Source organism: Fictibacillus phosphorivorans (assembly GCF_001619875.1).
In the GTDB taxonomy this organism is placed as follows: Bacteria; Bacillota; Bacilli; order Bacillales; family Fictibacillaceae; genus Fictibacillus; species Fictibacillus phosphorivorans_B.
On the sequence record NZ_LRFC01000023.1, the window covers coordinates 526,700 to 551,461 of the forward strand.

At 38.9% G+C, this 24,762-nt stretch carries 28 protein-coding genes; all 28 read right to left on the minus strand.

From position 1 onward, the window contains the following. Nucleotides 1–50 precede the first annotated feature (50 nt). Nucleotides 51–1,304, minus strand: coding sequence for a tetratricopeptide repeat protein (locus AWM68_RS12060; protein WP_066241826.1), 1,254 nt, complete (start codon nt 1,302–1,304; stop codon nt 51–53). A 36-nt stretch (nt 1,305–1,340) separates the two neighbouring features. Then, the gene (locus tag AWM68_RS12065; protein ID WP_066241829.1) at nt 1,341–2,213 is read right to left on the minus strand and encodes a hypothetical protein; all 873 of its coding nucleotides are present in this window, start codon (nt 2,211–2,213) and stop codon (nt 1,341–1,343) included. Between the two features lie 276 nt (nt 2,214–2,489). After that, nucleotides 2,490–3,596: a histidinol-phosphate transaminase gene (hisC, locus tag AWM68_RS12070; protein ID WP_066241831.1), complete on the minus strand. Its 1,107-nt coding sequence runs from the start codon at nt 3,594–3,596 to the stop codon at nt 2,490–2,492. A gap of 14 nt (nt 3,597–3,610) precedes the next feature. Beyond that, nucleotides 3,611–4,417 carry a tryptophan synthase subunit alpha gene (gene trpA, locus AWM68_RS12075; protein WP_066241836.1) on the minus strand — a complete coding sequence of 269 codons (807 nt, stop codon included), beginning with the start codon at nt 4,415–4,417 and terminating at the stop codon, nt 3,611–3,613. After that, entirely contained in the window at nt 4,414–5,616 is a 1,203-nt protein-coding gene (gene trpB, locus AWM68_RS12080; RefSeq protein WP_066241837.1) for a tryptophan synthase subunit beta, read from the minus strand. The genes trpA and trpB overlap by 4 nt, the downstream gene beginning before the upstream one ends. Further along, complete coding sequence (locus tag AWM68_RS12085) at nt 5,594–6,244, minus strand: phosphoribosylanthranilate isomerase (RefSeq protein WP_066241840.1); 651 nt, start codon at nt 6,242–6,244, stop codon at nt 5,594–5,596. Before AWM68_RS12085 ends, trpB begins: the two co-directional genes overlap by 23 nt. After that, nucleotides 6,228–7,004: an indole-3-glycerol phosphate synthase TrpC gene (gene trpC / locus AWM68_RS12090; protein ID WP_066241844.1), complete on the minus strand. Its 777-nt coding sequence runs from the start codon at nt 7,002–7,004 to the stop codon at nt 6,228–6,230. Before trpC ends, AWM68_RS12085 begins: the two co-directional genes overlap by 17 nt. Then, on the minus strand, nt 6,994–8,022 hold the full coding sequence (gene trpD / locus AWM68_RS12095; RefSeq protein WP_066241846.1) for an anthranilate phosphoribosyltransferase: 1,029 nt from the start codon (nt 8,020–8,022) through the stop codon (nt 6,994–6,996). Before trpD ends, trpC begins: the two co-directional genes overlap by 11 nt. 353 nt (nt 8,023–8,375) lie before the next feature. Beyond that, complete coding sequence (locus AWM68_RS12100; RefSeq protein WP_066241848.1) at nt 8,376–9,155, minus strand: CheR family methyltransferase; 780 nt, start codon at nt 9,153–9,155, stop codon at nt 8,376–8,378. Between the two features lie 307 nt (nt 9,156–9,462). Continuing rightward, the gene (ndk, locus tag AWM68_RS12105) at nt 9,463–9,906 is read right to left on the minus strand and encodes a nucleoside-diphosphate kinase (protein ID WP_066241851.1); all 444 of its coding nucleotides are present in this window, start codon (nt 9,904–9,906) and stop codon (nt 9,463–9,465) included. A gap of 84 nt (nt 9,907–9,990) precedes the next feature. Then, nucleotides 9,991–10,956 (minus strand): polyprenyl synthetase family protein, encoded by a 966-nt coding sequence (locus AWM68_RS12110; protein WP_066241856.1) that lies wholly within the window; start codon nt 10,954–10,956, stop codon nt 9,991–9,993. A gap of 22 nt (nt 10,957–10,978) precedes the next feature. Beyond that, nucleotides 10,979–11,806 (minus strand): menaquinone biosynthetic enzyme MqnA/MqnD family protein, encoded by an 828-nt coding sequence (locus tag AWM68_RS12115; RefSeq protein WP_066241861.1) that lies wholly within the window; start codon nt 11,804–11,806, stop codon nt 10,979–10,981. Nucleotides 11,807–11,812: 6 nt separating this feature from the next. Then, complete coding sequence (locus AWM68_RS12120) at nt 11,813–12,403, minus strand: UbiX family flavin prenyltransferase (RefSeq protein WP_066241863.1); 591 nt, start codon at nt 12,401–12,403, stop codon at nt 11,813–11,815. Beyond that, nucleotides 12,400–13,263 (minus strand): UbiA-like polyprenyltransferase, encoded by an 864-nt coding sequence (locus tag AWM68_RS12125; protein ID WP_082820686.1) that lies wholly within the window; start codon nt 13,261–13,263, stop codon nt 12,400–12,402. The genes AWM68_RS12120 and AWM68_RS12125 overlap by 4 nt, the downstream gene beginning before the upstream one ends. A gap of 16 nt (nt 13,264–13,279) precedes the next feature. After that, nucleotides 13,280–13,984, minus strand: coding sequence for a demethylmenaquinone methyltransferase (locus AWM68_RS12130; protein WP_066241866.1), 705 nt, complete (start codon nt 13,982–13,984; stop codon nt 13,280–13,282). Between the two features lie 4 nt (nt 13,985–13,988). Continuing rightward, nucleotides 13,989–14,696 (minus strand): heptaprenyl diphosphate synthase component 1, encoded by a 708-nt coding sequence (locus AWM68_RS12135; protein ID WP_066241870.1) that lies wholly within the window; start codon nt 14,694–14,696, stop codon nt 13,989–13,991. 149 nt (nt 14,697–14,845) lie between these two features. Further along, on the minus strand, nt 14,846–15,064 hold the full coding sequence (mtrB, locus tag AWM68_RS12140) for a trp RNA-binding attenuation protein MtrB (RefSeq protein ID WP_066241872.1): 219 nt from the start codon (nt 15,062–15,064) through the stop codon (nt 14,846–14,848). A 20-nt stretch (nt 15,065–15,084) separates the two neighbouring features. After that, entirely contained in the window at nt 15,085–15,651 is a 567-nt protein-coding gene (gene folE, locus AWM68_RS12145) for a GTP cyclohydrolase I FolE (protein WP_066241875.1), read from the minus strand. A 239-nt stretch (nt 15,652–15,890) separates the two neighbouring features. Beyond that, nucleotides 15,891–16,163, minus strand: coding sequence for an HU family DNA-binding protein (locus AWM68_RS12150; RefSeq protein WP_066241877.1), 273 nt, complete (start codon nt 16,161–16,163; stop codon nt 15,891–15,893). Between the two features lie 342 nt (nt 16,164–16,505). Continuing rightward, a complete protein-coding gene (gene spoIVA / locus AWM68_RS12155; protein WP_066241881.1) occupies nt 16,506–17,984 on the minus strand; it encodes a stage IV sporulation protein A in 1,479 nt (492 codons plus the stop codon). Nucleotides 17,985–18,246: 262 nt separating this feature from the next. Next, nucleotides 18,247–18,957 (minus strand): hypothetical protein, encoded by a 711-nt coding sequence (locus AWM68_RS12160; protein ID WP_066241883.1) that lies wholly within the window; start codon nt 18,955–18,957, stop codon nt 18,247–18,249. A 13-nt stretch (nt 18,958–18,970) separates the two neighbouring features. After that, nucleotides 18,971–19,171: a DUF2768 domain-containing protein gene (locus AWM68_RS12165; RefSeq protein WP_066241886.1), complete on the minus strand. Its 201-nt coding sequence runs from the start codon at nt 19,169–19,171 to the stop codon at nt 18,971–18,973. Between the two features lie 256 nt (nt 19,172–19,427). Beyond that, nucleotides 19,428–19,688 carry a stage VI sporulation protein F gene (locus tag AWM68_RS12170; protein WP_066241889.1) on the minus strand — a complete coding sequence of 87 codons (261 nt, stop codon included), beginning with the start codon at nt 19,686–19,688 and terminating at the stop codon, nt 19,428–19,430. Nucleotides 19,689–19,802: 114 nt separating this feature from the next. Next, nucleotides 19,803–20,828, minus strand: coding sequence for an NAD(P)H-dependent glycerol-3-phosphate dehydrogenase (locus AWM68_RS12175; protein WP_066241891.1), 1,026 nt, complete (start codon nt 20,826–20,828; stop codon nt 19,803–19,805). A gap of 18 nt (nt 20,829–20,846) precedes the next feature. Continuing rightward, on the minus strand, nt 20,847–21,428 hold the full coding sequence (plsY, locus tag AWM68_RS12180) for a glycerol-3-phosphate 1-O-acyltransferase PlsY (RefSeq protein WP_066241893.1): 582 nt from the start codon (nt 21,426–21,428) through the stop codon (nt 20,847–20,849). Between the two features lie 6 nt (nt 21,429–21,434). Beyond that, entirely contained in the window at nt 21,435–22,748 is a 1,314-nt protein-coding gene (der, locus tag AWM68_RS12185; RefSeq protein WP_066242486.1) for a ribosome biogenesis GTPase Der, read from the minus strand. A 130-nt stretch (nt 22,749–22,878) separates the two neighbouring features. Continuing rightward, complete coding sequence (locus AWM68_RS12190) at nt 22,879–23,481, minus strand: YphA family membrane protein (protein ID WP_066241896.1); 603 nt, start codon at nt 23,479–23,481, stop codon at nt 22,879–22,881. Between the two features lie 95 nt (nt 23,482–23,576). Further along, nucleotides 23,577–24,716, minus strand: coding sequence for a 30S ribosomal protein S1 (rpsA, locus tag AWM68_RS12195; protein ID WP_066241899.1), 1,140 nt, complete (start codon nt 24,714–24,716; stop codon nt 23,577–23,579). Nucleotides 24,717–24,762: the final 46 nt, after the last annotated feature.

A 24,762-nucleotide genomic window follows, 5' to 3' on the forward strand; every position in this document is an offset into this window, starting at 1 on the left:
AATTTATATTCTCTCACAGGTTGTAAAATCCTTCTTTACTTCAGAAAGTTTTAAAATTCTTCCAATCGGTTTAAAACGTCTTCAATATCCACTCGTTCTGGGTTTTGATTAAACAGGTTAAGCAGAATGTTTTTCGCTTTCTTCTGCTCGCCCTCCTCAAGAAGAAAATAAGCATATTCTTCTAAGAACACTGGGTCATCAGAAAAAAGTTCAGACGCTTTTTCATACCACTCAGCTGCTTCACTAAAGTTTTCTTCTTCTTTATTGGCTGTTGCAAGATGCCAATACATGAGCGGAATCTCCTCTTTTGTCTCAGCAAGTGGTTTGTATAGACTTAAAAGATCATTAAACCTTTCTTCCTTTATATATTGGTCGCCTAAACGCAATAACGGCTCTATTCGTGTTGGATCGAGTTCCAATGCTTGCTTGACCCACTTCTCTCCCTGATCGGGGTTATGGAGCTTATACGCTAAGCGTGCAGCCTGCAAATAAATATTCTCATTATGCTCATCTCTTTTTAAACCTTCTGTTATAACTTCATAGGCTTCTGTCAAAGCCCCTTCTTCTTCGTAGGCTTCAGACAGGATACTATAGAGCGTGGTATAATCTGGATCCATATCTTTTAATTCTTCAAAACTTGTGATGGCCTCTTTAAATTCTCCTGCTTTGAATGCAGTAACGCCATGGCCAAACAAGCTATATAAATCTTTGTGGTGATCTAAGCCTTTTCTGTAAAATGGAAGAGATTCTTCAAATTTCCCAGCTCGGCTCAAAGCTTCTGCATATCTAAGGGTCAGATCTTCAATTTCAGCTTTTTCGTCGACCGCTTTCTTTAAGAGAGGCAGACTTGAATCAAATTTACCTTGTCTCAAATAAAAATCACCAAGTGCGTAAGAAAGAACTGGATGGTTTTCATCTTTTTGATGCGCCTCATTCAGCTTACGTTCAGCTACTTCTGTCAATCCAAGACTTTCATACAGATCTGCTTGTAGGATAAGTGCTCTTAAATATTCATCATCGTTTTCTTTTACTTGTTCGAGATACTCTATTGCCTTCTCATCCATTCCCTCGTCCAAACAGCATTCTGCTACTGAGACGAGCAGCTCACCATCACCTGGATATTTTTCAAGCAATGCATTAAAAAGGCTCATTGCTTCTGATGTATGTCCCCAATTTAGATACACTTCAGCGATCTCAAACTTTTCTGGATCAGTTGCTTTTTGTTTTAGCTTATCTAATAAAGTCATGCCCTTTTCTACATCGCCGTGTTCTACAAGCCTAATGGCATCTTGAATCTCATTCAATGATAAAACTCCCTTATCCCTAGTTTCTTGTGCTTATTATACACGAGAAAGAAGAGATTCTCCAAAACGACGGGGTTTTATAACGATAATTTCTTTTCCATGACCTTGCTGTCTTTCGGGAACATTTTCTGAGTATACGATTGTACCTCTAACGATGACGCTTTTTAAGGTTTCATTCTCTCCATCAGTTGCAAAGATACAGTAATCCGCATCACTTCCTGCAAACAATCCACCTTTTGTGGGATAGATACCGAGCATCTTTAAACTCGGTAACGGCATAGGTTCATCCTCATTTAATTCGTTAAAAAGAGTTGGGATTTGAAATTTTGTTGCAAGTTCATTCCATTTTCTTTGCCATGTCTTTTTTAACTTCACTTCAATTTGTGTTGGAAAAGAAGGGAAAATGACTGTTCCATAATCAAAATTAGTTTCTCTTATTCTTTCCCAAATTACGTTTGTTAACTGTTTGAAATCCTTACAGATCAACTCAATGAATGGTATTTTATTCTTTCGGCAAAAACTCATCGTTTGTGGTGTAATCTTTTCAGGAGAAATGCTTAGACCAATGCAATAATCGATTGAACTGGACACTAGAAGATGGCGTGTTCGTTTTATCTCGGTTTCTGCTTCATGCAGGTAATTAATCTGAGCAGAAGTTAGTAATGTAGTCGTACCGCTCTTAACTTTTTCAGCAAGACGCTGTTTTACCGTTTCGATAGGCAATCTATTCAATGACATTAGAGGATTGATATGCCCGGGTATCATCTTTAGACCATGCATGGACATTTTCATAACATTCATTCTTAGAGGGCCCTGTGACACGTAGGAGATTTTTTGAGAGTCTACTAGATAGGAAAGGACAGTATCTGTACCGAGCGATTGCAACGGGCGCTCAATAATATATCGCATAGCTCGCCTCCTTTTTTCTTCTTAAGACAAGCTATGATAAAAATGGAGATTTTATGTGAAGAAAAAGTATGGAAAACAAAAAAAGTCCTGACATGTAAGCGCTGTCAGGAAAGTATAATATGGATAGGAGTGGAGAGAAACCATATTACATACATTATAAATAGAGCTTATTTAAAATGCAACACTTTTTTGAAAATTATGAAAATAGCCCGAGTCCGCTTGTTGGACCAGGGCTATTTTTTCTTTATATGATGTCTTCTGTAAGATGATAATCCTTTAGTTACTCACTTTTTGTACAACCGAATCAATATATGTTCCTAGATGTTCGATAATCTCTTTGTTTTGTTCTTCTTCGCCAATGGTAATTCGGATCATATTTGGAGTACCAAGCGCATTCCCAGAACGTACGATATACCCTTTTCTTAGTAGATAATCAAAAGCTTCATCTGCATCTGACTGGACGTCCAACAAGATAAAGTTTGCTTCAGAAGGATAATACTGCAGCCCTTTTTGCTTGCAGAATGCATAGAAAAGATCTAATCCTTCTCTATTTTTCGCTTTGCACTCCTTAATGAAATCTTTATCATCAAGAGCTCCGATCGCTGCCGCTTGAGCAATGCGCGAAGTATTAAACGGTTCTCTAGCCGGCTCAATGGATTGGATGATTGCTGCTGCAGCTATTCCATATCCAATCCGCAGCGCTGCAAGGCCATGCGCTTTAGAGAAGGTTCTTAAAATGACTAGGTTTGGAAAATCATTTAAGTAATCTAGTGTGTTTGGATAATCTGCAGCTGAAACATATTCAAAATAAGCTTCGTCACTTACCACAATAACGTTTTGCGGCACCTTTTTCATAAAACTTACAAACTCAGTTTCAGAGATATAGTTACCCGTCGGATTATTCGGATTGCAAAGCCAGACAATTTTCGTATTCTTATCAATTGCCTCAAGCATGCTATCTAGATCATGATGTCCTTCTACCAACTGAATTTCCCTAACTTCAGCTCCTTCAATAACAGCATTATGTCTGTATTGAGGGAATGTCGGCGCCGCCATTACAGTATTGGTCTCAGGTGATAAATAAGCTCTGCACAAAATTTGTACAACTTCATCAGATCCATTACCAAAGATAAGCTGATCTTGTTTTACTTGAAGTTGGTTTGCGAGCTTCTCTCTAAGTTCTGCTGAGTATCCATCTGGATAAACATGAAGATTTGAGAGCTCTTCAGCAATCTTTTCTTTTGCAAGAGCAGAACATCCATAAGGGTTCTCGTTAGATGCAAGCTTTACAATCTTCTCAAGGCCTAATTCTCGTTTTACTTCTTCTACTGGTTTTCCTGGTTTGTAAGGTTTTAAAGATAACAACTGCTGTTTCGGCTGCATTTTCCCACTCCTTTTTAACGACTATAGACAGGCAGCAATGATTCAAGATATGCTTTAAACGTTTTTATCGCTTCCTCCCTGTTCGTTAGCAGCTCGTCTTCAAGTTCCTCAATCTTTTTAACGATCGCACTGCCTATGATAAACCCATCACTGCTATTCTCAAACTGATGGATTTGTTCTCTTTGTGACAGTCCGAATCCTACTAAGACGGGAACATGGCTGTTTGCTTTTGCGGCTCGCAAGAATTCGTCCAAACCATCCCTAAACTCGCTTCTTATTCCGGTAACGCCTAATGATGAGATACAATACAAAAAGCCTTCTGCTTCACTTGAGATCTTTACAAGCTTTTCTTCACGTGTCGTTGGTGAAACAAGCGAAATAAGAGCAAGGTTATTCTGTGAACACATTTCTTGCAGATAACCGCTTTCTTCATAGGGCAGATCAGGAACGAGAATACCGTCCACACCGTTTTCTTCAGCTAACTGCAGGAAGCGATTTTCTCCTAATTGTAACAAAAGATTATAATAAGTAAAGATAATAACTGGAATCTCTAAACCTCTTTTTCTAAGCGTTGAAACAAGCTCTATTGTTTTTTCTAAGTTAACCTTTTGGGCAAGACCGCGCATGCCTGCTCTTTGAATGACAGGACCATCTGCTAAAGGATCTGAGTAAGGAACACCAAGTTCCAGTGCAGCCGCACCGCACTCTTCTAGTGCTAATGACAATTCAATGGTGGCTTCTTCACTGGGGTCACCTGCCATGATGTATGGCACAAAGCGATAATCTGAAGAATTTTGAAAAACTTCCCATCTTTTGTTCATCTATATTCTCCCCCTTCTTTGTCCATAAGTGTGTGAACATCTTTGTCGCCTCGTCCTGACAAACATACAACAACAGCTTGATCTTTATTCATTGATCTAGCGAGCGTCAAACTATATGCAACAGCATGAGCACTCTCTAAAGCGCATAAAATACCTTCTGTTACACATAACTGCTTTAAAGCTTCTAACGCTTCTTTATCTGTTACAGCTTCATATTTTACTCTTTCTGTTTCATGTAGATAAGCATGTTCAGGACCAATTCCAGGATAATCAAGACCTGCTGAGATGGAGTAGGGTTCTGTAATTTGTCCTTCATTTGTCTGAAGCAGTTTTGTCAGTGATCCATGAATAACACCTTTTGATCCCTTTGATAGTGTTGCAGCATGCTGATCTGTATCCACACCGAGACCTGCCGCTTCTACACCAAATAAAGGTACATCTTTTTCAATAAAAGGTGCGAACATACCTATTGCATTACTTCCTCCACCGACACAAGCTACAACTGCATCAGGAAGTTTGCCTCCATGTTCTTGTGTAAACTGGCTTTGTGTTTCATGACCGATTACCTGCTGAAACTGTTTTACCATTTTAGGGTAAGGATATGGGCCGACCGCTGAACCTATAAGATAGAAGGTGTCTTCTACAGAAGCCACCCATTCTCTGATCGCTTCGTTCGTGGCATCTTTTAGTGTTTGACTCCCGCTAGTTACTTCGATTACTTCTGCCCCTAAAAGCTTCATTCGAAATACATTTAACGCCTGTCTTCGTATATCTTCTTTACCCATATATACTTTACAGGACAACCCGTATTTTGCCGCCACAGTCGCTGCTGCAACACCATGCTGGCCCGCTCCAGTTTCAGCGATAATCTTTTTCTTTCCCATTCTTACAGCAAGGAGAGCTTGGCCGATTGCGTTGTTAATTTTATGAGCCCCTGTATGATTAAGATCTTCTCTTTTTAAATAAATAGACGCACCGCCATTTGTCTCGCTTAGCCGTTCTGCTTTTGTTAGCGGCGTTGGTCTGCCAGAATAGATTGCAAGTTCTTTTTGAAACAGCTCATTGAATTCTTTGTCATTTATCGCCTCATTAAAAGCCGCTTCAAGCTCTTCAAGAGCAAACATGATCGTCTCTGGTACGTATTTTCCGCCGAACACACCATATCTACCTCTATGATCAGGTACAGTTGCTGTTGTCATTATTTAACATCCTCTCTAACTGTTCTATCCGTTTCGTACTTTTTTTCCCGTTTTCCTCTATACCGCCACTTAAGTCGATTCCGTGTGGATGATACGGCAGCAGCAAAGAAACATTGTCAGGTGTTATTCCACCTGCTATGAAACAAGGTACCCCTTGTTCTTCAGCTTTTTCCATAATGCGTGGAACGTCTTTCCAAGAAAAAGGAACACCTGTCCCGCCAAATTGTCCTTTTGATACGCTATCAACGATGATTGCGTCAGAAGCACATCCATATCTTTCTATATCTCCAAAAATTTGTTGTCGATAAGGGAGTGCTTTATAAACCTTAACATTCAATTGGTTCTTCAATTTCCCAATCATTTCTATCGATTCATCGCCATGACACTGTATGATATCTATAGGCACTTCACTTATGACATCCAGAATTTCTTTCAATGAAGCATTTTGAAAGACTCCGACGAGCTGTTTCGGTTTTCCGTATTTTTCAATCCATTTCTTCACATCAGAAGGATTCACTTTTCTTTTACTCTCAGCAAAAATAAAACCGATATAGTCAGCATTTGTTTTTACCAATAATCTGTAATCTTCCTCTGACTGACTGCCGCAATATTTAATTTGAACAGTCATGGTATAGCTCTCTGATCTTGTTTTCTATTGAGTCCGCCCTCATCAGCGTTTCACCGATCAGCATTCCGTTTACATTATGATCAACTAGACTTCTCACTTCCTTGGACGTTTTAATACCGCTCTCACTGATTACAAGTGTTTCCTTTTTTATAGCTGATAGAAGAGAAAATGTATGCTCTATATTCGTAGTGAACGTCTTTAGATCGCGGTTATTTATACCGATCATAGACGGATTACAAACATCATAGACTTGCTGTATTTCTTCTATGGAATGTACTTCTACTAAACACTCTAAACCGCATTTCTCTGCAAATGCATGCAGATTCTGCAATTGGCTGCTTGTCAAAAATGCCGCAATAAGTAAAATCGCATCTGCACCGTTTTCCACACTTTCAATGATCTGCTTTTCATCAATGATAAAATCTTTTCGCAGCAATGGAAGAGATACGTGATTTCGTATTTCTTTTAAAAATTGAATGTCCCCTTGAAAGAACTTTGAATCTGTTAAGACGGACAAACAGGAAGCCCCTGCTTTTTCATACTGAATGGCGATTTCTACCGGATTGAAGTTTTCCTTGATCACACCTTTTGAAGGAGATGCTTTCTTAACTTCAGCAATCAATGCAGGTTTGTTCACTGCCTTTTCGATCTGAGAGGCAAACGGCCGATGATCTTTGTTTCTAAAATCTAGCTCTCCTTTACTAAATGAAGGCAAAACCGCGATTTCCCTCTCTTTTTGCTCTAAAATTTTAGTTAACATGTACATTCGCCTCTCGTTTTGTCATTTCTTGAAGATGATAATAAGCGGATCTGCTTTGTAAACACTGTTTGATGATCTCTGCTCCATCCCGAATACTTGAGACTCGTTTTGATGCAAAAAGAGCAGCAGCAGCATTTAGGATGACGATGTTTCGAGCTGATTCATTTCCAACACCTTGTAGGATAGAGCGTATTAGTTCCGCACTTTCATGTTTGTTTTTAACGGTTAGATCACTCAAGTTCCCCCGCTTCAATCCAGCGTCTTCAGGTGTAAAGATAAAGTTAGTAATCGTATTGTTTTCTACTAAGAACATAACTGTATCACCTGTAATCGAACATTCATCCAAACCTTCTTTACCAGAAACGATGAGTGCTCGTTTGATGCCTAACACTTTTATAACTTCTGCAAGCTTCTTCGCCACCTTTTCATTACTTGCTCCAATCAACTGATAGGAAGGTGACATTGGGTTCAATAAAGGCCCTATTGAATTAAAGATTGTTCGAAATGGAAGCTGTTGACGTAAGAAAGCTACTTTTTTAAGTGATGGATGAAAATATGGTGCGTGTAAAAAAGCGATGTCGTGTTTTAGCAATTGTGAGTTCGCTTCATAATGATTAGTTGCAGCGGAAATCCCTAATGCTTCTAGTACATCCGAACTGCCGCTTTTTGACGTGACTGCTTTGTTGCCGTGCTTTGCCACTTTTATTCCAAGAGAAGCCAATATGATGCTGACAGCAGTAGAAATATTAAAAGTCGAAGCACCATCACCGCCCGTTCCACAAGTATCCATAAGTTCTTGCTGATGAGAAGGGTCTGCTTCTTTAGAAAGGTATCTGATCGCTTTTACAAAACCTGCGATTTCATCAACTGTCTCACCACGAAAGCTCATGATACTTAAGACAGAGCTCGCTTCTGCGTCAGTTACATTCCCCTTCGCCAGGTTCTCCATGAAAAAGTATGCTTCATTTTCAGTTAATGTATCATGTTTCATTATTTTTTGAATGATATTGGAAATCATCTGAACACCCCTTTTAACGTTTTGTTTGTGTGAATGCAAACCATAACGTTCAAGGAGGGTTTTGAAAGGATATATTCATATATCTGCACCTCCGTTAAATACGGAGAATGAGGAGGATTAAAGAGGTCGATCTATTTAGGAACATGTACATTTTTCATATGATGAATACAAAAAAGCCATGCAGAAATAACCCGCATGGCATATGTACATATCCATTCTCGGCTCTGCTCCACTCAAACTCTCTCAACTTGTCTCAACTAGGCTCTAAATTGCTCTAAACTATGTGCTCTAAACTTATCAGTTACATTAAACCATTGTTGTAAATCTGTCAACCGATTTGTACGGTTTTCCAATTAACTAAGTTTGCGATAAAAGAAAGGTTCTACCGATTCCAAATCATACAGACCCGGATTGAAGATCTGTTCTGTACTTCCAACAAACAGAACGCCACCTTTTCGAAGCGCTTTGCTAAACTTTTGATACAGAACGGCCTTTGCTTCCTCGGTAAAATAGATCATTACATTTCGGCAAACTATTAAATCGTAATCTGATTCAAACCGATCTGAAAGCAGATTCTGTTTTTTAAAGGTAACGTGCTTTTTTACGGAATCTGAAACTCTTATTCCGAGTTCCTCTTTAGCAGTATGTCGTACTCTTTTATCGCTGGGTACATCTTTTAATGCTTTTTCGAAATAAAACCCTTTTTTAGCTTGCTCTAATACTTGTTGATCTAAGTCTGTAGCTAGGATTGAAAAGCGTGATAGGTTTGTTTGATAATCAGATAACATCATCGAGAGGCTGTAGGGCTCTTCTCCTGTGGAGCAGGCTGCACTCCACACCTTTAATGATGATCTGTCTTCTACCAACAATGGGATGATTTTTTTTTCGAGCACATCCCACCTTGCAGGATTTCGGTAAAATTCAGAAACATTAATCGTCATCCGGTCTAAAAACTCAATAAGCAGTTCCGGATTTTTTTTAAGTGATTGATAATAATCAGAAAAAGTACCGTACGAACGTTTGTCGCGCAGTGCAATGAGTCTGCGCTTCATTTGTGCTTCTTTGTATAATGAAAGATCAATTCCCGTTTGATCATAAATGCTTTTTTTAAAATCTTCGTAGTCGCGATCCATATGTCTCTCTCCAATTCACTGCTTTCGAAAAATAGTTTCTATCCCTATATATCGGTGGCTGATACAAATTGTTACATAGCAGAAGCGGTAACATTTGCTGGCGGTGTCGATTTATGTCATTTGAAGTCGACTTGTCAATAAAATAGCTAAAAGAGTGAAATGATCTAGTAAATTGGTCAAATTATTACTGATTATGGTGAAATTATGGTGTATTTCGTCAAATTAATCATTTCCCGTAGAAGGGCATTTTCTTAAAATAAAAAAACCGGCGCGGCGGCCGGTTAAACGCTTTCATTTTGTAATAATATTAAATCCAGACTGCAACTGCCTTATCGTAAGACACGAGTTCTTCTTCTTTGAAGAAAAGACCGATTTCACGGACAGCGCTTTCAGCAGAATCAGATCCATGAATAATGTTGTTGCTAACTTGTACCGCATAGTCTCCGCGGATTGAACCAGGAGCAGCGTCAGCTGGGTTTGTTTTCCCCATCATGTTACGAGCTGTTAAAATAACGTCTTTACCTTCCCAAACCATAGCAAATACTGGACCGGAAGTAATAAAATCAACAAGTTCTCCGAAGAACGGACGCTCTTTGTGCTCACCATAATGTTCTTTTGCAAGATCTTCAGAAATGTTCATTAGCTTAGCACCAACAAGCTGAAAACCTTTCTTTTCAAAACGGGATACGATTTCTCCGATTAACGCACGTTGAACACCATCAGGTTTTACCATTAGAAACGTTTTTTCCATGCATTCCCTCTCCTATCATCTATGTATATGTGGGACAAGTTCCCCAGAGAAATCGTACCAAAAATTTTAAAAATTAGCAATCACTCAAAATTTTCGACCAGCGATAAAATCTGCTACTTTTAACAGACTATCCCTTGCATCCGTTTCAGGTAAAGAAGCAGCAGCTAGTTTTGCACGCTTTAAATATTTATCAGAAATCTCTGTTGCGTACTCAATACCGCCAAGACGTTTAATATCTTTTAGAAGTTCTGCGAGTAAATCAGGATCGTTTGTTTCGTAGTATACATTTAATTTTTCTTTGAACTCTGGATACTGTCTCATCGTGTACAGTACGGGCAAGGTTAAGTTTCCTTGTTTCAGATCACTTCCTGCTGGTTTGCCCAGTTGTTTCTCAGATGCCGTAAAATCCAAAATATCATCTGTAATTTGAAAGGCCATGCCAACACAAAAGCCAAAATCATATAATTTTTTCTGTAGTGAAACATCCACCTTTGAAGTGATGGCACCTAACTGACAGCTCAAAGCAATCAAAAGAGCTGTTTTTCTTTTTATACGCTTAAAATACTTTCTTACATTTTGATCAGTATCATACTGTTCATTGATCTGCTCGATCTCGCCTAGACACATTTCTTTCATACCTTGTGCAAGAATTTGATGAGCACGAGGGATATTTATTTCAGACATAAGTTTTAAAGCGGATGCGAAGATAAAATCTCCTGTATACATGGCGATTTTATTATCATATTTTGCTTTAACCGTTTCTCTTCCCCGTCTCATATCAGCATCATCCACTACATCATCATGTACGAGGGAAGCCATATGAATCAATTCAAGTGCAGCAGCTGGCTTTTTGATCTGCTGAATATTATAGGTTCCAAATTGAGCAGAAAGAAGGACAAATACAGGGCGAATTCTCTTTCCCCCTGCTTTTAACAGTTCAACACCAGCTGTATGAATTAATGTCTGATCAGAACGAACAGATTGTACGAGCTGATCTTCAATTTGCTGCAAATCTTTTTTTAAAAATGAGTATAAGTCCTTTAACTTCACTTTTGTTTCACCCTATCGCCCGTTACTTATACGAATACTTCAAGATAGAGGGCATTGTCTTTAACAATCCGCACTCTACAGCTAGCTGAAAATAAAGGTTTAATCCTTTTTCATGTTCGCCACTAAACTGATAATTTAATCCATTAAAATAAGATTCCCAAAACTGAAAAGTACCTCCATGCTCTGTTAGCACTCGCTTTATGACAGGTACAAATTTTTCTCTTTGACAGCGTTCTTTGCTCTCGATCATACTTTTTCCAACATACGAAAGAAGAGACCCTTTTTCTGTTTCCATCTCATTGCGATAAGCCATTACGGCAAAAATCATAGGTAGCCCAGTTTGCTGATACCAGATCTCCCCAAGATCATAAACATGATAAGCCCCACTTTTACGATATGCGGATATTGCATCATCACCGATAAGAAGACACGCATCGTAATGCTCAAGCATTTTTTCGAAATGAGGTGTTTCCACTTGATACGAAACTTGAACACCATAAAAACGATCTAAAATAATTTTCAATAGTGCAACCGATGTTTCCGAGCTTGAAGTTAAAGCGATCTTTTTATCGCTTAAGTCCTCGATTTTATATTTTGAAAATAGAAAGATAGAGTTTACTCTTCCGTAAGAAGACACGGAAAGATCAGGAACCAGACTGTAATGATCAGCATTTTTTCCAAAAGAAAAAGATGAAATGCCGCCGATATCCACTAACTGGTTCTCCATTAAAGCATTTATTCTTGATGGAACAGCATGTGTAATCGTTACACCTTGATCCATCAGATGTTCTCTATCTAAATAATAATAGAGGGGTATTATGTTTGTGTAGCTGATTTCCCCGATGTTCATAATCTATCAGTCTCCCCAGCGTGTAAACAATTCGTGATGCACACCTAAGTTGTCCAAAACTTTTCCTACTAAAAAGTTTACAAGGTCATCCATCGACTTAGGCAGGTGATAAAAACCTGGCATGGCAGGGACAATCTTCCCTCCAGCTTCTGTTACTTTTAACATGTTTTCAAGATGTATTTTATGAAGCGGTGTTTCTCTAGGCACGACTATCAGTTTGCGGCTCTCTTTCAACATAACATCTGCCGTACGTTCTAGTAGATTGCCAGATGCACCATGCGCAATACCAGAGAGAGTTCCCATTGAACAAGGAATGATGACCATCCCATCGTTCTGATATGAACCACTGGCGATTGGTGCATTAAAGTCACGCAATGTGTGGTAATAAAAACGTTCTTTGCCATATGAAGCAAAATGTTTTTCAATACATTCTTCACGATTATCTGTATTCCACAACAATTCTTCTCTAAACACTTGCCAACCTGCTTCCGTTACAACAAGATGCAGTTTATGCCCGCTTTTTAAAATTTCTTGAGCAAGCCTTACGCCGTATACGGCACCACTTGCTCCTGTAATTCCTATTGTAAATGTCTTCATAGTAAAAGGTCCCCTATTGAAAAAATAAACATAACGACACTTAAGATACCGTTCATTGTAAAAAATGCTACATCCAATTTGGACAAGTCATGGGGTTTTACGAGTGAATGTTCATAGACCATGATCGCTCCAGAGATGAATACACCCAGGTAATAGACCCACCCCATCCCTGACACAATACCAAGTGAAATAAAAGCTATAAAACTAGCAACATGCAGCCACTTAGCTGCCTTCAAAGCGTTTGAGATGCCAAACGCAGAAGGAATAGAGTACAGGCCATGTGATTTATCATAGTCAGCATCTTGTGTAGCATAGATCACGTCAAACCCCGCTGTCCAGAACAGAACACCAAAGAATAGCAAAAAAGCTTCTGGACTCAGTGTCCCTGTTGCACCAACCCAACCACCAAGAGGTGCTAGTGCAATCGTAATGCCTAAAACAATATGGCATAAATAAGTAAATCGCTTCGTATATGAATAAATGACAAGAAAAAAGACAGCCAACGGCAGCAGTTTCACTGAAAGAAAATTTAATTGATAGGCACTGACGAATAATAGTGCAAGAGAAGCAGCTATAAATACGTACACTTCACCTCTGTTTAACAGCTTTGCCGGAATAGCCCGTGTTTTCGTTCTTGGATTTGCTCCATCAATCTCTGAATCTATCGCACGGTTAAGTGCCATCGCAGAACTCCTTGCACCAACCATAGCAAGCGTAATCCAAATCCATTCTATTAATAAAGGCATAGATCCTTCCTCAACAATGTTTCCCATGATTGCCCCTAAAAAAGCGAACGGAAGAGCAAAGATGGTATGCTCAAACTTAATCATTTCTAAAATTATCTTTAATTTATTCCACACACTGCAACGCTCTCTTCTATTGCTGTTTTTTCCCGGTATGCATGGCGGCAGCACCTAGAGCATACGATTTAACTTCAACGTTAGACAAACCTGCCTCTTTAAATAATTCTTTAAGTTCTTCTTTTGTTAAAAACGCTTCTGTTGATTCTTGAAGCCATGCGTATTCCTGATAGCTTTTAGCGAACAATTTGCCAAACACTGGCATGATGTACGTAAAATAAAATGTAAAGAGCTGCTTAAAAACAGGCACGGTCGGGTGAGACGTTTCCAGACAAACCACTCTGCCGCCTGGCTTTACAACTCGAGCCATCTCTTTAAGTGCCTGAAGGTAATCAGGAACATTTCTAAGGCCAAATCCTATCGTTACATAATCAAACGAATTATCCTCAAATGGTAGCTCCATCGCATTTCCATGAATAAAGGCGACTTGAGGTGAAGTGCGTACCTTTAGCTTTTCAATCCCAACGTTTAGCATGTTCTGACTAAAGTCTAATCCGATAACTTTGCCCTTAATCCCAACCGCTTCAGCAAGGGCAAATGTCCATTCTCCCGTACCACAGCAAACATCCAAACAGTGATTTCCAGGTTGGACTTTCATTCTCTTCATCGTATCTTTACGCCATTTACTATGCTGTTTAAACGAGATTAAATCGTTCATATAATCGTACTGATCCGAGATCTTTTCAAATACAGAGTGAACCCTTTCTTCTTTGCTCAACATCGGATTACCCCTCTCCTAACATTAAGTCATTTTCACTGCCTGTTTCGATGCTATATCCTTCTCTATGAAACATGAGGGGTATTTCAACATCTTTGTGTTTCAATTCCTTTTCACACGTTTTCAAATAATTCAATTGTTCTTCACTCAACTGTCTTCTCATTTCAGTATTCCTGTACCGAGAAACAAGAAGATAGCGCTCAATAAAAGGGATGTATGTATGCAGACCAAATGATTCTGCTGCTTTTGTAAATAATAGACTTTCAATTCTCTGCACGTTCTTCAAGTATTCAACACTGCCGTTTAACAGCTTATCTTGTTTATGCAGATTTGCTTTATGTTCGTTAATACTCTGCACAGCACTTGATAATTTGGAGATCAGATCTAAGTTTTCACAACGCGCTAACAGAAGATAGTATAAACTGCTGAAATAGTCGCCTGATAAAACGACAAGCTGCCTATTCTTTTTATTGGCTGTAATATGATTCTCTAGAATATCATCATGGCGGTCTAAAGCAGACTGAATTAAGAGAATAGAACTGAAATATTCCGCTTCTACAGCCTCATTTAGTTCCAGTTCACGGAGCAGACAGTACGTGATAAATACCTTTGATTCACTAAAAACTGGAGGTTGAATATAACGTTCCACATAGCTGTGCTGCATCAATAAAAGTGTATGCTGTTTTAAGCGTTGAATTTGTTCCATGGTGTTCATCAAATCCCTCCAATGACACAGCAAAATTGTGCTTTCTTATTATACCATAGTCGCCAATATTGTAAGGTTTCAACCTCTTTAAAAGACATAAAGAAAACTAGGCTTATGGCCTAGCACATCTTATCGGCGACCTTACCGCCAGTCCTTGCTTACGATTCGGTATCTACTTCTCCATGTTTCGTATAGATAACGGCTTTGCCTCTAACTTTTACGGCTGAAGTATGTTCTGTAAACTGTGCGATCATCACTTCACCTTTATCCAGTTTTTCAGAATGATGAAATCTTGTTTCCGTACCGCGCGTTAGCCCAATTACATTCACACCGTTTTCTTTTGCTTTAATTACGAAGAAGTCAAATTCTGATTTCATGGGATAAACCTCCTTTAATTTCAGTTTCTGATTAAACTTAAGACTTCTGCACGAGCAGCAGGATCTTTTTCAAAAACGCCTCGTACTGCTGACGTTACTGTCATGGAACCTGGTTTCTTTACTCCTCGCATCGTCATGCACATATGCTCGGCTTCTATCACAACAATCACTCCATGAGGTTCCAAGGTCTCAAGCAAGCTGTTCGCGATTGTCGAAGTAATTCTTTCTTGGAGCTGAGGGCGCTTCGTAACAGCCTCTACCGCTCTTGCTAGTTTACTTAGACCCGTCACTTTTCCGCCCTTTGGTATGTAGCCGATATGCGCTTTTCCAAAGAAAGGTACGAGATGATGCTCACACATTGAATAAAAAGGTATATCTTTTACAAGTACTAATTCTTCATGATCTTCCCCAAAAATGGTAGCAAAATGTTCTTTTGGATCTTGATTTAAACCTTGAAACACTTCTTCATACATTTTTGCTACACGTTTTGGTGTATCTATTAAACCCTCTCGTTCAGGATCTTCACCAATTGCTTCTAATATCATTTTAACTGCTGCTTCAATTTTTTCTTTTTGAACTTCTGCCACGCCAATTGTCCTCCAATTCCATTAACACAATAGAAAAATTTTAGCATACTGAAAGAAGAATAGCAAAAGGAGAAACCCCTTACACCAAGGGTGAAAGAGTTGACAATCCATTTATAGCCTAACCAAAAAACTAGAGCAGCAGGAAAGAAAATGAACAACTTTCAATTACACCAACAATAAAACGGTATAAAAAAAGACCGTGAAAAACTCACGGTCCTTAAAATTGCCCTATGTATCAATTATTTAACAGCGTCCTTAAGGGCTTTCCCTGGTTTGAAAGCAGGAACTTTGCTAGCAGAGATTTCGATCTCTTGACCAGTTTGTGGGTTGCGTCCTTTACGAGCCGCACGCTCACGTACTTCAAAGTTACCAAATCCGATAAGTTGTACCTTATCACCGCTTTGTAGTGTACCAGTGATTGCTTCGAAAACAGCGTCAACTGCTTTTGATGCATCCTTCTTAGAAAGCTCAGCTTGCTCAGATACCGCATTAATTAGATCAGTCTTGTTCATTCCATTCACCTCCTCTCAAGGATTTACTCACCTTATATCGGTTATAAAATACTTTCGTACAGTATTAATTTGATAGGTAATATACAGGATTTTACTAATTTTATCTGTGACAAGCCTTATATTATACGATTACTTTCAAGAATTCAATCTTTTTTAGCTGTTTTTCGGTATTCAACCCTTAAAATTCCTTATTTTTTGACCTTTTTTTACAAAAAACCCTTTCGATGAGGTAAAAAAGTCTCTACTCAGCACGGGACAATCGTTCTATTTTAATTAAGAAGTTGCATAATGGAGGGCAAAAAGTAATAGAAAAAAGACTCCTTAGTTAAAGGAGTCTCAACGTTATAAAATAATGGCAATTAAACCGCCTGATCCCTCATTAATAATACGTTCAAGCGTCTCTTTTAATTTATATCTAGCATTCTCTGGCATTAGTGAAATCTTGCCTTGTATTCCTTCTCTTACAATAGAATTAAGTGATCTTCCAAAGATATCAGAATTCCAGATTGATAACGGATCTTCTTCAAAGTCTTGCATCAAATATCTGAGCATCTCTTCACTTTGTTTTTCCGTACCGATAATTGGAGCGAACTCTGATTCAACATCGACCTTAATCATATGAATGGATGGTGCGATTGCCTTAAGCCTTACACCGAATCTTGATCCTTGTCTGATGATTTCTGGTTCATCAAGACTCATATCTGTGATGGCAGGCGCTGCAATTCCATAACCTGTTTGCTTCACCATTCTTAGTGCATCTGCCACTTGATCATACTCTGTTTTAGCGTAAGCAAACTCTTGCATCAGTTGAAGCAGATGATCTTTTCCTCGTATCTCCACACCAACTACTTCTTTTAAAATCTGGTCGTACAAGTAATCTGGTGCAAAGAGATCAATTTCTGCAATCCCTTGACCCATTTCGATTCCAGCGAGTCTCGCATCATCAATAAAGTCGTAATCTGCAAAGAAGCCTACCACTTTATCCACATCACGGAGACGCTTAATATCCTGAACGGTTTCTCTTACTGCTTCTTCATAGCTTTCACGCAGCCAATGGTTTTCGCGGAGCACCATGACCCAGCTAGGAAGATTCACATTGACCTCAAGCACCGGAAATTCGTATAATGCTTCTCTTAGAACATTGTTGATATCATGCTCTGTCATACTTTCAACGCTCATTGCAAGAACAGGTATATCGTACTTTTCACAAAGCTCATTACGTAGCTTCTGTGTATCTGGATGATGCGGTTGTGTGGAGTTGATCAGCATAATAAATGGTTTTCCAACTTCTTTCAACTCTTCTACAACACGCTCTTCTGATTCCACATAATCGTATCTTGGAATTTCTCCGATTGAACCATCTGTTGTCACGACTACTCCAAGAGTAGAGTGCTCCTGGATGACTTTTCTTGTGCCGATCTCTGCCGCTTCATGGAACGGAATCGGCTCATCATACCAAGGAGTATGAATCATTCTAGGACCGTTTTCATCTTCGTACCCTTTAGCACTCGGTACTGCATAACCTACAGAGTCTACCAGACGGATGTTAACATCAAGCCCATCACCTACGTTGATTCTTACCGCGTTGTTTGGAACAAATTTGGGTTCAGTGGTCATAATGGTGCGTCCAGCTGCACTCTGCGGTAACTCATCCTGAGCACGTTGACGTTCTGCTTCGTTTTCAATGTTTGGCAGCACCACAAGTTCCATAAATTTCTTGATAAAAGTGGACTTACCCGTTCTTACTGCTCCTACTACGCCTAAGTAGATATCTCCGCCCGTCCTTTCGGCGATATCTTTGAAAATATCGATTTTTTCCATTCGTTTCCCTCCCGATCCAAATAAAGTTCCGGATGCTAGTCTTGGACAATATATCGTATGATTTTGTCCTATTGATTATGACAAAGGAACGGAAATTTTTATTGGATCCTTACAATTCTCTGTTGTATAGTTCCATAAAAACGGGAGGGCGCGCACTTCAGTGCCTACCGATGAAACTATAAAGCTTGTTTCGTTAAAAGGATTTCCAAAAAAATCTCTCCGCCTTTTCTATGAATGTATTAGAAAAAGGGAGAGTTCATGCCTATTTTATTAAAAAAACAAGCTGATTGTTTTCAACTGTATAAGGTACTGAATAGATAGGCACAAAAAAGGAATGAATCGCTAGCAGATGACGGATATCTTCGTGTTTATCTAATTCGTTCGAATAGCTTGAGACCGCAGATTTTAGATCTTTTCTGTAATCTATAAATACCTTTGCATCACCGTTAACCATCAATGGAAGTTTCTTTCCGGTAAAAGGGCTGGTAACGTATGGATCTTCCTTAAATCCTAACTTTTTAAAATCAAGTGTGTGCCTGCCCTGTGCTTCTATCTTTTTGAATGGGGGATATTGATGTTTTGCCATATAGATGTTAAGTGCGACCTGTACATCTTGAACCTTGTCAGTTAATACGAGATCTGCAAGCTTAACAGTAGGCTTCGTTTCAACATCGATTAATACGTACTGAAAAGTTCCTCCTTTTTCAAAAGCATTCCCAGGGGGCTCCTGCATATACTTGGGGACTAGTTTATTAAAATCAATCAAGTATTTCTGATAGATATCTGTGTCAGCTTCTTTTGTTTTTATAGGCAGTACACCTGTATCTTTCTGAAAGCTCTCAACAGCTTGCTGAACCGCCGTAATCTGATCCTGATAAGGAACTCGATTTTGCGTTTTTCGTTCTTCGGGATATAAACACCCTGAAAGAGTCAACAGTATTAGACATAGAGGAATCCACCATTTCTTTGTCATCTTAAATTCCTCCTTACCCTTGAACAGGTCCGCTGAATACAACGATTATGATAAGAATACCTGCTACGATCATACAGATCCACGCGAATAACGAAACAACCGTCTGAAATATTCCTGATAACTTTGATCGGCTGAACATGATAGAAAAAACAGCAATAAACATTAAACCGATGGCAGACAACGCCACCCACATTTTCAATAATCCTTCACTCATATGTATCCTCCTTGTCCACAGCGTACATTATAGCATAATTCTTGTTATTTCCTTTACATTTTCAAGAACATGGAATCTTTAAATTTTCTAATCTCTTGGTTTAGACATAGGAAAGTCACAACATGTTTTTATAAGGTAAATAGTCAACAAAAAAACACCCGGCTAGTTACCGGGTGTTCGACTAAATACTTCCTGTTCTTAATGGAAACTTTCATGATTTAGGTACGTGTTCCCTTTTATTTTGAAGACCGATCTTCTACTTATTATCAAACATTTTGGATAGTGTTGCCAGATCTAAAGGGATGTTGTTGTTAAGAACAGCCTGAACAATCTGATCTTCTTTTTGCTTCGTAACTGCTACCCCAGCCATAGAAGATACTTGGGAAATCAGCATTCGAATCGTGCGCTCGTCGCGAAGATTAGAGCCCGATACGGATTGGGCAAGTTTAAAAATGTCATCCTTTTTTACACTTGTTTTCTTCTCAATCTTATCAAAAAATTGTTGTTCACGTTCCACCTGAAGTCCTCCTCCCACTTCCTTTTCACCCCTATCCTATGCAGGTAAAAAAGAAGCGTGAAAGAAAAAAAGGCGATTGCCTAAAATAATTTAGACATTCGCCCATTTGCTTCATCAACTCTTTAAAGAAGAAACATCCTCAACTTCATGTGTCCTCGTACGCTGCATGAGATCATCAACAGCTTGCTTTGCACCCTTGCCGTTAAACAATACATCATAAAGCACTTGTGTGATCGGCATTTCTACTTCTTCACGTTTACTCAATTCATAAGCTGCTTGAGTCGTTCTAACCCCTTCAACTACCATTCCCATATTCTCAAGGACATCCTCTAGCTTCATACCTTTTCCTAGCATATTGCCCGCACGCCAGTTACGGCTATGTACACTCGTACAGGTTACGATTAAATCACCAATCCCTGTAAGACCCGAAAAAGTAAGAGGATTTGCACCCATATGTGTGCCAAGTCGAGCAATTTCAGCTAAACCTCTTGTGATTAAGGCAGCCTTAGCATTATCACCATATCCTAATCCATCAGAAAGACCTGCTCCTAGAGCGATAATATTTTTTAATGCTCCACCAAGCTCCACACCGATAACATCTGGATTGGTATACACACGGAAGTTTTGATTAATAAAAAGATCTTGAACTTTTTCTGCAGCTTTCATGTTTGCAGAAGAAACGGTAACCGTAGTCGGCTGTCTTAAAGAAACTTCTTCTGCATGACTCGGTCCTGAAAGAACCACCACAGATTCAAGAACAGACTCAGGCAGTTCTTCTTCGATAATTTCCGTAATTCTTTTATATGTACCAGGTTCGATTCCTTTTGAAGCGTGAACAATTGTAACAGGAGATACAAGTTTGTTTTTCAAGAGATTCAATACGTCTCTCATCGCTTTTGTAGGCGTAACAAGTACAATTGTATCAGCATCTTTTATGCATTCTTCCAACTGAGTGGTCGCTTGTATATTTTCAGGCAGCACAATTCCTGGGAGATATTTTTCATTGCGATGTTCTTTGTTTATTTCCACCACTTGTTCTTCTCTACGACCCCACAAACGGACATCATGACCATTGTCAGCTAATACGATGGCAAGAGCTGTACCCCAGCTCCCAGCACCTAAAACAGCAACATTATCCATACATGTCACACTCCACTATTAAATTTTACGTTCGTTACCTCTCCAGATCCTAGCCATATTTCCCCGATGTTTCCATATCGAAACGATCGAAATACAGAAACTAGTTAATACTGCTTCGAGAGGCAAGTTAAATTGATACAGCATAAAAAAAGGAGATAATATTAAAAAAACAATTGAACCCAGTGAGACAAACCTGGAAACCCAAATCGTTATAATTGCGATGACCCCTGCTATTAAAGAAGGCAAAAAGGCAACTGCAGCAAACACGCCGATCGCGGTAGCCACTCCTTTCCCGCCTTTAAATCCATAAAAGACGGGATAATTGTGACCAATAACAGCCAATAAACCACATATAACGGCTATTACAGGGGAATCTGAATACCAAAAAGCGACTGATACGACCAATACACCTTTAAAGCAATCTAACAGCAGGACAGCGATAGCAGGTCCCTTCCCAAGAACTCGTAACGTGTTTGTAGCACCTGCGTTGCCACTGCCGTGATTTCTTATATCTTCATTTTTCAAAACTTTGGTCAGCAAATAACTAAAGCTAATACATCCTATCAAATAGGAGAAAACGAAGAGAACGATCGTCATCATAAAACCTTAATCATTTTTCTTTCTCGCAAATATTTTGATCGGTGTTCCAACAAAACCAAACGTTTCACGTATTCTGTTCTCCAGAAAACGCTTATACGAAAAATGGAATAATTCCGGATCGTTAACAAAGATAACAAAAGTAGGCGGTTTTGAAGCCACTTGTGTTGCATAGTTGATCTTCAGTCTCTTTCCGTTATCCATTGGCGCTGGGTTCATGGCTACTGCATCCATGATTACTTCGTTCAAGATATTCGTCTGAACTCTTAACGAGTGATTCTCTGCAACTTGATTGATTACAGGATACAGCTGGTGAAGACGCTGTTTCGTTTTTGCCGAGACGAAAACAATAGGCGCATACGATAAGTAAAGGAAATGATCACGAATCTTCTGCTCAAACTTTTGCATGGTTTTATCATCTTTTTCAACAGCATCCCATTTGTTTACAACGATCACGACAGCTTTACCGGCTTCGTGTGCGAAACCAGCTACTTTTTTATCCTGCTCGATGATTCCTTCTTCAGCATCTATAACCATAAGGACGACATCAGAACGTTCAATCGCTTTCATCGCACGCATAACGCTGTATTTCTCAGTCGTTTCGTACACTTTTCCACGTTTACGCATTCCTGCTGTATCAATGATTACATACTTCTGATCTTCGCGTTCAAAGCTCGAATCAATCGCATCTCTTGTCGTCCCTGCAATATTACTCACAATAACACGTTCTTTACCGAGAATGGCGTTTACTAGTGAAGATTTCCCTACGTTCGGTCTTCCGATTAATGAAAAATAAATCGTGTCCTCTTCTTTTTCTTCTGCAACCGTTTCAGGAAAATGGCTTACCACTTGATCTAAAAGATCCCCAAGGCCGATACCATGTGTTCCTGATACGCCAATCGGCTCACCCATCCCGAGACTATAAAACTCATACAGAAGCTCCTTACGTTCTGGGTTATCAATCTTATTTACACCTAGTACAACAGGCTTTTTTGAACGGAACAACATCTTAGCTACTTCTTCATCTGCAGCTGTAATTCCGTTCATGCCATCTACTAAAAAGAGAATGACATCTGCTTCTTCAATAGCAAGTTCTGCTTGTTCTTTCATCTGACTCATAAATGGTGCATCACTAATTTCAATCCCACCTGTATCGATAAGGTTGAATTCTGTATTCAGCCATTCTGCTGAACTGTAGATACGGTCACGCGTAACTCCTGGCATATCTTCAACAATAGAGATGCGATCTCCCGCAATTCTGTTAAAAATAGTAGATTTCCCTACGTTCGGTCTTCCTACTATTGCTAAAACTGGTTTCGTCATGTAGACACTTCCCTTTTTTCTGATCAAGTCAATCATCAAGTTTTCTTTTATATGTTCCATCATTTTCTTGTAAATAGACAAGTCCACTTATTTTAGCAAACTCTTTACACTTTAGACAACTGAATATCCGTTAAATCTGTTTTGCAGAAGTAACCTTATTATTAGGTGTGCGTTTTAAGTTTTTGAACATATCTACCAATACTACCATAAACAAGAGGATCATAGAAGTTGAGGCCAACAAATCCATCACATATAATGAACCTATTTCAATCTTGGCACTGAGTCTATAGATTAGAAACTGAAAAACAGTATCACCGATAAACAGACCGATTATAGGAAGAAAGAAAAGTTCTTTATACGTTTTGGTTAACAGAACGAGAAGAGAAGCAAGGATGATAACGATCATATACTTTTTATCAAACAATAATTTAACTGGGTCGTATAGAGCAAACAGTTCTAACGACACATAACATGTTGCAGCAATAAAACTCTTTGTTACGTAAAAAAATAGCTGCTCGGTATGTTTGATTAAATAAACCAGCCCTATACACAAGAAAAATAAGAACGCAGCATTTATATTTCCTAGTGAAAACGCAATGAAGGTGTCTGACAAGGTTATCCCCGTTAAAAGTATTAAAACAGAATAATTTCTAACTGAACTCCTTTTGATAAGAAAGGTCGTTATAACCCATCCCATCCACATGAACCAATAAAAGATTGTACCATCATTCATGTAATTCACCTCGATAGCATTATTGCCACTTTACACCTTCTTCTAACCACAAAAAAACAGCTCTCGATTAAATATCGAGAGCTGTTCATAATAAATTATTTATATCCTTTAAGCTTGTCACCAATCATATCTGCTAAGGAGAAGCCTTTTTCTTCTTTAGGAAGATTTTCTTTTAAGTTTGCTTTTTCCTTCTCATCTTGTACAGCTTTCATGCTCAAGCTCATTCTCTTGTCATTGCTGTTTATTTCAAGAACTTTAACAGATACTTGCTGACCTTCTTTTACAACTTCACTTGGATTGCCAATATGCCGGTTGGCCATCTCAGAAATGTGAACTAGACCTTCAATGCCAGGAGCTACTTCAACAAACGCTCCGAATGTAACGATACGTTTTACAGTACCTTCAATTACGCTTCCAGCTTTAATAGAAGAACTTGCTTCTTCCCATGGTCCTGGCTGTGTTTCTTTAATTGATAAAGAAATTCGATCATTATCACGATCTACGGAAAGGACTTTAACTTTCACGGTTTCACCTTCACTGAGAACATCGGAAGGACTATCAACTCGATTGTGCGATAACTGTGAAACGTGTACTAATCCATCCACGCCTCCAATATCTACGAAAGCTCCAAAATCGGTCAAACGCTGAACTTTTCCTTCAATAATTTCACCTGGTGCTAAACGATCTATGATTTCTTGTTTTTTATTGCCTGCTTCTTCTTCTGTTACGGCACGATGTGATAAAATAACTCGTCCTTTATCTGCATCCAGTTCTACTATTTTAACAGAAAGCGTCTTTCCTTTATATTCAGAAAAATCTTCAACGAAATGTGACTCAACCATAGAAGCCGGAATAAAAGCACGAACTCCAAGGTCTACTACAAGTCCGCCCTTAACTACATCATGAACAACGACTTCAAACGTTTCTTTAGAGTCAAATTTTTCTTGCAGTTCACTCCATGATTTTTCGCTGTCTACCGCTTTTTTTGAAACGAGCAGCTTGTCCTCTGTGTGAGAAAGTACTTTAACAGTGATCTGATCTCCCTCATTCAAAACATCACTTACCTTCTCAATAAAAAGACTTGAAACTTCATTAATCGGCAAGAACGCGTCTTGCTTTGCGCTGATATCAACTAACGCATGTTTGTCTTCCACTTTTAAAACAGTGCCTTTAATGATTTCACCTTTTTCAGCCATGCTAGCATTTGTTAAACTTGTGCTCATTTCCTCTGTCATGTTCGTGCCCTCCTCAAAAATTAGAAAAGTTATTTATTGAACTTTC